This is a genomic window from Acetivibrio ethanolgignens (assembly GCF_001461035.1).
In the GTDB taxonomy this organism is placed as follows: Bacteria; Bacillota; Clostridia; order Lachnospirales; family Lachnospiraceae; genus Velocimicrobium; species Velocimicrobium ethanolgignens.
Genome location: NZ_LNAM01000013.1, coordinates 65869 through 75956, shown reverse-complemented (window position 1 = coordinate 75956; position 10088 = coordinate 65869). Strand labels below are relative to the sequence as shown.

At 45.3% G+C, this 10088-nt stretch carries 10 protein-coding genes and 2 pseudogenes; all 12 read left to right on the top strand.

The annotated features are described in order from the left end of the window. Positions 1-58 precede the first annotated feature (58 nt). Positions 59-988 (top strand): annotated as a pseudogene (locus tag ASU35_RS01905) (DEAD/DEAH box helicase family protein); the annotation flags it as partial. Positions 989-1043: 55 nt separating this feature from the next. Next, positions 1044-1418: a TnpV protein gene (locus tag ASU35_RS01900; protein WP_001129922.1), complete on the top strand. Its 375-nt coding sequence runs from the start codon at positions 1044-1046 to the stop codon at positions 1416-1418. Positions 1419-1784: 366 nt separating this feature from the next. After that, complete coding sequence (gene tet(O) / locus ASU35_RS01895; RefSeq protein ID WP_000691758.1) at positions 1785-3704, top strand: tetracycline resistance ribosomal protection protein Tet(O); 1920 nt, start codon at positions 1785-1787, stop codon at positions 3702-3704. Between the two features lie 51 nt (positions 3705-3755). Further along, positions 3756-3929 (top strand): cysteine-rich KTR domain-containing protein, encoded by a 174-nt coding sequence (locus tag ASU35_RS18390; protein ID WP_002779755.1) that lies wholly within the window; start codon positions 3756-3758, stop codon positions 3927-3929. Positions 3930-4416: 487 nt separating this feature from the next. Beyond that, entirely contained in the window at positions 4417-4929 is a 513-nt protein-coding gene (locus ASU35_RS01890) for a sigma-70 family RNA polymerase sigma factor (protein ID WP_000241709.1), read from the top strand. Positions 4930-5023: 94 nt separating this feature from the next. Continuing rightward, a complete protein-coding gene (locus tag ASU35_RS01885; protein WP_000323895.1) occupies positions 5024-5449 on the top strand; it encodes an RNA polymerase sigma factor in 426 nt (141 codons plus the stop codon). 83 nt (positions 5450-5532) lie between these two features. Next, positions 5533-6007: pseudogene (locus tag ASU35_RS19040) on the top strand (RNA polymerase sigma factor). A 154-nt stretch (positions 6008-6161) separates the two neighbouring features. Beyond that, positions 6162-7187 (top strand): AAA family ATPase, encoded by a 1026-nt coding sequence (locus ASU35_RS01875; RefSeq protein WP_001170964.1) that lies wholly within the window; start codon positions 6162-6164, stop codon positions 7185-7187. A gap of 524 nt (positions 7188-7711) precedes the next feature. Next, entirely contained in the window at positions 7712-8677 is a 966-nt protein-coding gene (gene mobV / locus ASU35_RS01870; protein WP_001820668.1) for a MobV family relaxase, read from the top strand. A gap of 8 nt (positions 8678-8685) precedes the next feature. Further along, positions 8686-9540, top strand: coding sequence for a ParB/RepB/Spo0J family partition protein (locus tag ASU35_RS01865; RefSeq protein ID WP_000743700.1), 855 nt, complete (start codon positions 8686-8688; stop codon positions 9538-9540). A 45-nt stretch (positions 9541-9585) separates the two neighbouring features. Beyond that, positions 9586-9816 (top strand): YdbC family protein, encoded by a 231-nt coding sequence (locus tag ASU35_RS01860; RefSeq protein WP_001206986.1) that lies wholly within the window; start codon positions 9586-9588, stop codon positions 9814-9816. Between the two features lie 71 nt (positions 9817-9887). Continuing rightward, positions 9888-10079 (top strand): hypothetical protein, encoded by a 192-nt coding sequence (locus ASU35_RS01855; RefSeq protein ID WP_001820669.1) that lies wholly within the window; start codon positions 9888-9890, stop codon positions 10077-10079. Positions 10080-10088: the final 9 nt, after the last annotated feature.

Genomic DNA, 10088 nt, shown 5'->3' with positions numbered 1-10088 from the left:
TAGGATTTAATCTGCGGCAGGATTGCGACAGGAGAGAATTATAATTTGACGCGTGACAGGTGGATACGTTTGGCATACAACAGGAAGTGGAAAGACTCTTACTTCATTTAAAACGGCCAGACTCGCATCAAACCTTGAGTTTATTGATAAAGTGTTATTTGTAGTAGACCGTAAGGATCTGGATTATCAGACTATGAAGGAATACGACAGATTTGAGAAAGGTGCTGCAAATAGTAACTCATCTACTTCTATTTTGGAGAGACAGTTAAGGGATGAAAAATCTAAGATTATTATTACAACAATTCAGAAACTGTCTACCTTTATTAAGAAAAATGCAAAAGACCATCCAGCCTTCGATAAGCAGATTGTTATAATCTTTGACGAATGCCATCGTAGTCAGTTTGGTGATATGCACGCAGCCATCGTATCTAGCTTTAAGAAATACTATATGTTTGGATTTACGGGTACACCAATATTCCCGGCAAATTCGGGTTCTGTAAGAAATCCAAAGTTTGCAACTACGGAGCAGACCTTTGGAGATCAGCTTCATACATATACAATTGTGGATGCTATCAATGACAAGAATGTACTTCCTTTTAAGGTTGAGTATCATAAGACAATGGCTGTTGAGCCGGATATCGATGATGAGATGGTGTTAGATATTGACCGTAAGAAAGCATTTGAGGCACCAGAGCGTATTGCAAAGGTAACTAAATATATCCTGGAGCATTTCGACCAGAAGACTTATCGTGGAGATAAGACATATGTTTATAATGCACTTACCAATATTTCTGAAGTGGCTTCTGCCGATAGAGGAAAAGTAGAAGAGATTAAGCAGAAGCAGAGACTTAGTGGCTTCAATTCCATTTTCGCGGTTTCTTCAGTTGAAATGGCAAAGGCATATTATGAGGAGTTCAGAAAGCAGATAAAGGAAGACCCTACAAAGGCTATCAAGTTTGCTGTTATTTACAGCTATGGTGCTAATGATGTAGGACGGATTTTGCGGACATTCAAAATAAAAAAGAATGTGGAGGTAACAGACAATGGCAAAATCATTATTTGAGGAACTGGGCGGCAAATACGAAAGGCAAGGGGATTATTTGATACCGTGCTTAACTGTACCCGCCGAAGAAGAACAGGCAATAGGCATCTGGGGGCAACGGCATTTAGATTATCTAAAACAGTACCGTAAAGTTACATACACCAATCTTCTTACAAGCGGCAGGCTAAACGCCTACCTTGCCGACATCAACAGACAGGCACAGGAACGCTTTGAAAGGCTCATAGAGGGTATGAAACAGGCACAGGGCATAACGGAACAGCTAAAGGCAGAAAACGCCTTAGAATGGACAGGATGCCTCAATAACATAAGGGCTTGTGCGAGGGAGATTGTGGAAAAGGAAATTATTTTTGCATAAACAGATGATTAGTGGCAGGGGGAAATCCTGCCGCTTTTTCTGCTTTAGTTTGTCAGCTTGACAAATAAAGGGTTAAGGAATATAATTAGATTCAGTATTATACAAGGAGTTAATAAATATGCGGCAAGGTATTCTTAAATAAACTGTCAATTTGATAGTGGGAACAAAAAGTAGCAGTCCCGTTTCACTTTTAATATGGGGCTTAGTTTTTTGTACCCAGTTTAAGAATACTTTTATCATGTAATTTTATATGCCCGAAAACATATAAGTGTTTTGGGGCTATTGGAGTTATTTACCCAGTGATAGGAGTATTTATCACTGGGTATTTTTATGCCCTTTTTTGGGTGTTGATAGGAGGAAAATCACATGAAAATAATTAACTTAGGCATTCTGGCTCACGTTGACGCAGGAAAGACAACATTAACGGAAAGTTTATTGTATACCAGTGGTGCAATTGCAGAACTAGGGAGCGTAGATGAAGGCACAACAAGGACAGATACAATGAATTTGGAGCGTCAAAGGGGAATCACTATCCAGACAGCAGTGACATCTTTTCAGTGGGAGGATGTAAAAGTCAACATTATAGATACGCCAGGCCATATGGATTTTTTGGCGGAAGTATACCGTTCTTTATCCGTATTAGACGGAGCAGTATTATTAGTTTCTGCAAAGGATGGCATACAGGCACAGACCCGTATACTGTTTCATGCACTACAGATAATGAAGATTCCGACAATTTTTTTCATCAATAAAATTGACCAAGAGGGGATTGATTTGCCAATGGTATATCGGGAAATGAAAGCAAAGCTTTCTTCGGAAATTATAGTGAAGCAAAAGGTTGGGCAGCATCCCCATATAAATGTAACGGACAATGACGATATGGAACAGTGGGATGCGGTAATTATGGGAAACGATGAACTATTAGAGAAATATATGTCAGGGAAACCGTTTAAAATGTCAGAACTGGAACAGGAAGAAAACAGGAGATTCCAAAACGGAACGTTATTTCCCGTTTATCACGGAAGCGCTAAAAACAATCTGGGGATTCGGCAGCTTATAGAAGTAATTGCCAGTAAATTTTATTCATCAACGCCTGAAGGTCAATCTGAACTATGCGGGCAGGTTTTTAAGATTGAATATTCAGAGAAAAGGCGGCGTTTTGTTTATGTGCGTATATATAGCGGAACATTGCATTTGAGGGATGTTATTAGAATATCTGAAAAAGAGAAAATAAAAATCACAGAGATGTGTGTTCCGACAAACGGTGAATTATATTCATCCGATACAGCCTGCTCTGGTGATATTGTAATTTTACCAAATGATGTTTTGCAGCTAAACAGTATTTTGGGGAACGAAATACTGTTGCCGCAGAGAAAATTTATTGAAAATCCTCTCCCTATGCTCCAAACAACGATTGCAGTAAAGAAATCTGAACAGCGGGAAATATTGCTTGGGGCACTTACAGAAATTTCAGATGGCGACCCTCTTTTAAAATATTATGTGGATACTACAACGCATGAGATTATACTTTCTTTTTTGGGGAATGTGCAGATGGAAGTCATTTGTGCCATCCTTGAGGAAAAATATCATGTGGAGGCAGAAATAAAAGAGCCTACTGTTATATATATGGAAAGACCGCTTAGAAAAGCAGAATATACCATCCACATAGAAGTCCCGCCAAATCCTTTCTGGGCTTCTGTCGGGTTGTCCATAGAGCCGCTCCCTATTGGAAGCGGAGTGCAGTATGAAAGCAGAGTTTCACTTGGATATTTAAATCAATCGTTCCAAAATGCGGTTATGGAGGGGGTTCTTTATGGCTGCGAGCAGGGGCTGTATGGATGGAAAGTGACAGACTGTAAAATCTGTTTTGAATATGGATTGTATTATAGTCCTGTAAGTACCCCCGCAGACTTTCGGCTGCTTTCCCCTATCGTATTGGAGCAGGCTTTAAAAAAAGCAGGGACAGAACTATTAGAGCCATATCTCCACTTTGAAATTTATGCACCGCAGGAATATCTCTCACGGGCGTATCATGATGCTCCAAGGTATTGTGCAGATATTGTAAGTACTCAGATAAAGAATGACGAGGTCATTCTGAAAGGAGAAATCCCTGCTAGATGTATTCAAGAATACAGGAACGATTTAACTTATTTCACAAATGGGCAGGGAGTCTGCTTGACAGAGTTAAAAGGATACCAGCCAGCTATTGGTAAATTTATTTGCCAACCCCGCCGCCCGAATAGCCGTATAGATAAGGTTCGGCATATGTTCCACAAGTTAGCTTAACAGCTTGCAAAAGTCATATAAAATGAGATTTGAAAGGATTAGAGACTAATTATGATGAAATGCGAATGGATATTGTGTCCTGTTTGTGGGAGCAAAACCCGTAATAAAATTAGGAAGGACACTGTTTTGGAGAATTATCCCCTTTATTGTCCAAAATGCAGACAAGAAAGATTGATTAAAGTTGACAACTTGAAGATAACTGTCATCAAAGAGCCAGACGCTTAAGACGCAGAGCCGATGAAATTGTGGAACAATTCACGAATCATCGGCTCTTTTTGTTTCGTATTTGAAAGAACAAACTCACCAAATAAAAAAAACGATATTCGGGTGGGTTATTTTGTTATACCCTAAATTACCCTCTGAATTTGTTTTTAAATTTGGAGGGATTTTTTTATGTCCTTTTTTCGGGCAGTTATCTATCTGCTCATACGAAGCAAAATTTATCAATACATAGCATATCAGAGAACGGCAGGAAACCAGTTAAAAAAATTTCTGCCAGTGCAACGGTACTTCTCACCTTGAAAGTAGAAGTACAATCTCCATACAATAGAATTACTATTTCCTATAACCGTAAAGGTCACAGAGCCTTTGCGGTTTTTCTTTTGTCGATTTTTGTTGGAAAGTGCCGTAGGGCTGTTTCTGATATGCGGTGTCGTTCTCCGCCTCTCCATCTGGATTTTTTACATTTCAAAAATTCAGATGGGAGGTATTTATGGTGAAATATGCACCAAGAAAGGTATATATCAGAGAAAGTGGCGGCTATGTGGAATTATCCTACACGGAGTTCTGCCGTTGCAGGGAATCCGACCAGACCTATATGGACAAGCTGTTTATCCCCATTCAAGGCTGTCTGCTTGAAGTCGTGAGGGAGCAATACACAGACTTCTACCGTGACAAGGAACGGTGGCGTTATCTGCAAAAATTAGATACAAAGAATAGACTGCTATCTCTCGACGGATTTACGGACAGCGAGGGGAATCCTCTGGACTTTATCACTGATGAAGCGGTGGACATTGCAGAAACCGTTGTCAATGCGGTCATGGTGGACAGGCTGAAAGCCGCCCTGCCTTTGCTGTCGGATAGTGAACAGGAGCTGATACAGGCAATCTTTTTTGACGGACTTTCCGAGCGTGAAGTCGGGGCGAGGTTGGGCATAACCCAGAGCGTTGTAAACAAACGCAAAGCCAGAATCCTAATAAAACTAAGAAAGATAATAGAAAATTAAAATTTAAGGCGTTCAGCCCCCTTGTTTTTTCCTTTGGGAAGATGAGGGGGCTTTTCTCTGCCCTCTCAATCAATTCTGATTGGAGGAAGTAAGAATGGCATACAACCACGGACGGGAGGACAGGAAATGGCGTATCTGGAAAGAAGCGGAGGAAAAGCTGCTGCGTGAGTGCGGCGTTGATGAAGCGACCATTGAGCAGATACGCATGGCGGACAGGGCAGACTTCAATTCCAACAGGCGGTTTTACCGATGGACGAATGACGTTGCGGAATATCTTGAGGACATGGCAGGCAGGGAGCGGCAGGCGGAAGTGGGTACGGTTGCGGAGTTACTGGAAGAGATTGAGAGCGAAAATCTCTATCAAGTATTAGTCACGGTGGACGGGCGTACCTTGAAAATCGTCCTGCTGAAAATGCAGGGGTATTCCACAAAGGAGATTGCCCCGCTTGTGCATTTGACGACTGGTGCCATCTATGCGAGGTTAGACCATCTGCGGAAGAAGCTGCGGAAAATTTTATAGCTTCTAAAACAGCCTGCCATCCTGCGGGCTACTGGGTGAGGGATGGAAATCCCCTCACTCATTTTTTGCAGGAGGACAACAGGATGGCATACAGGGTTAAGGCATACACGCTTCGGGAGGAATCCACGGAAAGCGGCACAAGGTATTTTATCAGCTTTAAGGACGGGCAGGGCAAATCCCACGAGTTGGAAGTGTCGGAACAGTTCTTTATGGAGTTTCGGCAGATGGAGCGCAGGAACAGGAATCTTTTCTAATGGGACGAGCGGCACAGGGAGTTTAACGAGGTATGGGACGAAACCCTTTACAGACGGGCGTTGCGTGTGCCTAAGAGCCTTGATGAACGCATGGTTGAGGAAGAACGGAATGAAACGCTCTATAAGGCGGTTGGGAGCCTTCCAGAGATACAAAGGCGGCGTTTCCTGCTCTACTACGAGTATGAGTTCAATTTTTACCAAATCGCCGCTATGGAGCATTGCACCGCTTCGGCAATACAGAAATCTGTTGCGATTGCAAAGGAGAAAGTAAAGGCGGAAATTGAAGAAATATCTCCAACCGTGACCGACACCGCCCGAAAAAGAAATCTGTTTTTTATTTGTGTGGGATTGGCGGCATTACATACTCTCACTTTTTTCCGTGGGAGTAAATCTATTTTTAAGGAGGTCAACGCCTATGTGCAACGAAAACAAAGACACCGCCCGAAAGGAGGAAAGCCATGCAGAAGTTACAGACAGTCAACGCCGAAACGCTCCTTTATGAACCGCTTGAGAAACCATCCTTTGTGGTGGACAGCCTTATCCCGACAGGCTTATCGCTGTTCTGCGGCTCACAGAAGATAGGCAAAAGCTGGCTCATGCTGAAGCTATGCTTATGCGTGTCGCAGGGAATCCCTTTATGGGATATGCCGACAATGGAGGGCGATGTGCTTTACCTCTGCCTTGAGGACACGTTCTGCCGCATACAGGACAGGTTATTTCGTTTGACGGACGAAGCAAGCGGGCGGCTCCACTTTGCCGTGGCAAGCTGCAAGCTGTCAGACGGTCTTATCGTGCAGCTTGAAGATTATCTGAAAGATTACCCAGACAGCAGGCTCATTGTCATTGATACCTTGCAGAAAGTCCGTACAGCTTCAAAAGACAATGCCTATGCAAGCGACTATGGGGACATCTCCCTCATCAAAGACTTTGCCGACAGGCACTCTCTGGCGGTCATTGTCGTACACCACATCCGAAAGCAGAATGACAGCGACGTGTTCAACAAGGTGTCTGGGACGACAGGATTAACGGGGAGTGCGGACGCTACCTTTGTTCTGGAAAAGGAGAAACGTGCGTCTGACACCGCCAAGCTGTATGTGACGGGCAGGGACACGCCTTATCAGGAATACACGCTGCGTTTCCGTGATTGCCGTTGGGAGCTTGTGGAGCGGAAAACGCAGGAGCAGCTTGCGAAAGAAACGATACCAGATGTCCTTTTTCGGTTGGTGGATTTTATGAGGGATAAGGAAGAATGGATAGGCACGGCAACGGAACTGTTAGCCGCTATGGGGGAAACGGAAACCATACCCACGGTGATTACGAAATGGCTGAATGAATACCGCACCACATTTTTAAGCGAGAACCGTATCTGCTACCAGTACAGCCGCAGGAAAGACGGCAGGCGGATTGCCCTTGCAAGGAGGGCGGGTGACAGCGGTGATGGTGGTGACAGCGATATTAGGATACCCCCCTGTTACTGTCATTGACGCTTAAAGCCATGTAAAGCTGGCGGCTCTGCCCTGCGGGTGACAGCAGTGACGGTGGTGACAGTGATTTTAGGATACCCTGCCGCTGTCATCCCTACGGGAGAACACCCCGTAAACGCAAAATGCAGGCGTGAGATTTACTCGCCCTTTTCGGTCGTGTAAAACCACCCCTGCGGTCAGAAAAATCATTCCGATTTTTCCGACTGCGTTTACAGGGTGTAACACACTACACTTTGCCCTGCAAAGTCGTGTGCCAGACGTTCCCTCTGGACTCCCTTAAGGCAGGGCTGTGCCCTGCTATCCTACGCCTTACGGCTTCGGATAAAAGAATGGCGGCATGACGGTGACGGCTCTTGCGAGGGGGGTATCCCAAAAACACCGTCATCATCGACATGACCGTCATGCAGGGGGTGAGGGTGACAGTTGCGGCAGTCGGCAGGGGGTATCCCAAAACTGCTGTCACCACCGTCACCGCTGTCACCCCAAAGGACGGTCACCCGCCGAAAGAAAGGAGGAATCCGCCTATGCCTTATGCAATCCTGCGTTTCCAGAAACGAAAAGCGGGCGGCGTTGCGGCTTGTGAACGCCACAACGAGCGGAAGAAAGAAGCCTACAAAAGCAACCCAGATATAGATATGGAACGCTCTAAAAACAATTACCATCTCATAGCACCACCAAAGTACACCTACAAGAAAGAGATTAACCGCATGGTAGCCGAAGCGGGGTGCAGGACAAGGAAAGACAGCGTGATGATGGTGGAAACGCTCATCACAGCTTCACCAGAATTTATGAACCAGTTACCGCCCGAAGAACAAAAAGCGTATTTCCAGACGGCTCTTGACTTCATTTCGGAGCGTGTTGGAAAGCAGAATATCCTCTCCGCTGTCGTCCATATGGACGAGAGAACGCCCCATATGCACCTCTGCTTTGTGCCGATTACGCCAGACAATAAGCTGTCAGCGAAAGCTATCTTAGGCAACCAGAAATCATTATCCGAGTGGCAGACCGCCTACCATGAGCGGATGTCCTCACGGTGGAATCAGCTTGAACGGGGGCAGTCCTCAATGGAAACCAAGCGGAAACACGTCCCCACATGGCTCTATAAATTAGGCGGCAGGCTTGATAAACAGTATGAAGAAATCGTGTCTGCCCTATCCGACATCAACGCCTTTAACGCAGGGAAGAAAAGGGATAAAGCGTTAGATTTACTCTCTGCATGGCTGCCAGACGTGGAGAAATTCTCTAAGGAAATCGGGAAACAGCAGGCGTATATCGACAGTTTGAAAGAGAGAATTGGGCAGGAATCAGACTATGCGGGGCGTATGCGTGATGAAAAGTACGAGCAGGAACTAAAGGTGCAGAAAGCGAATCAGAAGATATTTGAATTGCAGAGAACCAACGAGCAGATGGGGCGGCTGCTGTCAAAAATACCGCCCGAAGTGTTGGAAGAATTGCAGAAAAATCATAGAAGCAGAGCGAAAGAAAGGTAGATATGTGAATGAAGAAACAGGATTTTAAGGTGTTAAAGACCAAAGACTTGTACCCGTTCCCCGACAATCCGTTTCATGTGGCAGAAGATGAAACACTGTCAGAGTTAGCGGAAAGCATCAAGGAATTTGGCATTGTCACGCCGATAATCACACGCCCGAAAGAGGACGGGGACGGTTATGAAGTGATTGCAGGACAGCGGCGTGTCCGTGCTTCTGAACTTGCAGGGATAAATACCGTGCCTGCGTTTGTCCTGCCCTTAGACCGTGACCGAGCCATCATCACCCTTGTAGACAGCAATTTGCAGCGTGAGAATATCCTGCCATCGGAGCGGGCGTTTGCTTACAAGATGAAATCCGAAGCCATGAAGCGGCAGGGTTTCCGCACAGACTTAACCTCGTCACAAGTTGTGACGAAGTTGCGGACGGACGACAAGGTGGCACAGGGCTTCGGCGTGGGCAGGATGACCGTGCAGCGTTTTATCCGCCTGACGGAACTGATACCGCCGATTTTGCAGATGGTGGACGAGGGGAAAATCGCCCTCACGCCTGCGGTGGAACTGTCCTTCTTGAAGAAAGACGAGCAGGAAAACCTCTTTGCCACGATGGAGAGCGAAGAAGCAACGCCCTCACTCTCACAGGCACAGCGGATGAAACAGTTAAGCCAGAGCGGGCGGCTTGACATGGATACGATATTTGCGATTATGACGGAGGAAAAGGGCAACCAGAAAGAAACCTTGAAAATCAACACAAGCAAGCTGAAAAAATACTTTCCGAAGAACACAACGCCGAAGCAGATGGAGGAAACCATCATCAAACTTTTGGAGCGTGAGTTGCAGAGGAAACGCAACCGTGACAGCCGCTAATCTTCTTTTTTCGGGAAGTAAATACAGAGAGTTGAGGTATGGAGAATGAGAGAAATCCAGTATGAAATCGTAAAGGAAATCGCAGTATTGTCTACGGGCGACAGTGGCTACACAAAGGAAATCAATCTCATTTCATGGAATGGGAAAGAGCCGAAGTATGACATCCGCAGCTTTTCCCCGAACCGTGAAAAGTGCGGCAAGGGAATCACGCTGAACGCTGATGAAGCGGCGGCACTCCTTAAAGCATTACAGAAAGAATTAAACAGCGAGGATTAATGGTATCTGATTGGCAGGGCGGGGACATTTCCAAACTCTTCCCTGCCCTGTCTGGAAAGGAAGATTTAAGTATGGGCGAGGATAAGAAAGCAGATAAAAAGAGAAAGCGTATCGTGCCAAAAGCACCAGTGCAGATGATAATCAGCCGTGAATATGTCGGCACACAGACCGTTACAGAAGCGTTTGTCCCGATTATCTCCGAGGATATTCGGAAGAAGATTGCCGAGGGCGACACCTTCGACAATGAGGGGCTGTCCGCTTAGAATGTACGC

Excerpts from the sequence above, each read along its gene's own strand:
- ASU35_RS01900 (WP_001129922.1), top strand. The coding sequence starts at position 1,044 with ATGGCAAAATCATTATTTGAGGAACTGGGCGGCAAATACGAAAGGCAA.
- ASU35_RS18390 (WP_002779755.1), top strand. The coding sequence starts at position 3,756 with ATGATGAAATGCGAATGGATATTGTGTCCTGTTTGTGGGAGCAAAACC.
- ASU35_RS01890 (WP_000241709.1), top strand. The coding sequence starts at position 4,417 with ATGGTGAAATATGCACCAAGAAAGGTATATATCAGAGAAAGTGGCGGC.
- ASU35_RS01885 (WP_000323895.1), top strand. The coding sequence starts at position 5,024 with ATGGCATACAACCACGGACGGGAGGACAGGAAATGGCGTATCTGGAAA.
- ASU35_RS01875 (WP_001170964.1), top strand. The coding sequence starts at position 6,162 with ATGCAGAAGTTACAGACAGTCAACGCCGAAACGCTCCTTTATGAACCG.
- mobV (WP_001820668.1), top strand. The coding sequence starts at position 7,712 with ATGCCTTATGCAATCCTGCGTTTCCAGAAACGAAAAGCGGGCGGCGTT.
- ASU35_RS01865 (WP_000743700.1), top strand. The coding sequence starts at position 8,686 with ATGAAGAAACAGGATTTTAAGGTGTTAAAGACCAAAGACTTGTACCCG.
- ASU35_RS01860 (WP_001206986.1), top strand. The coding sequence starts at position 9,586 with ATGAGAGAAATCCAGTATGAAATCGTAAAGGAAATCGCAGTATTGTCT.
- ASU35_RS01855 (WP_001820669.1), top strand. The coding sequence starts at position 9,888 with ATGGGCGAGGATAAGAAAGCAGATAAAAAGAGAAAGCGTATCGTGCCA.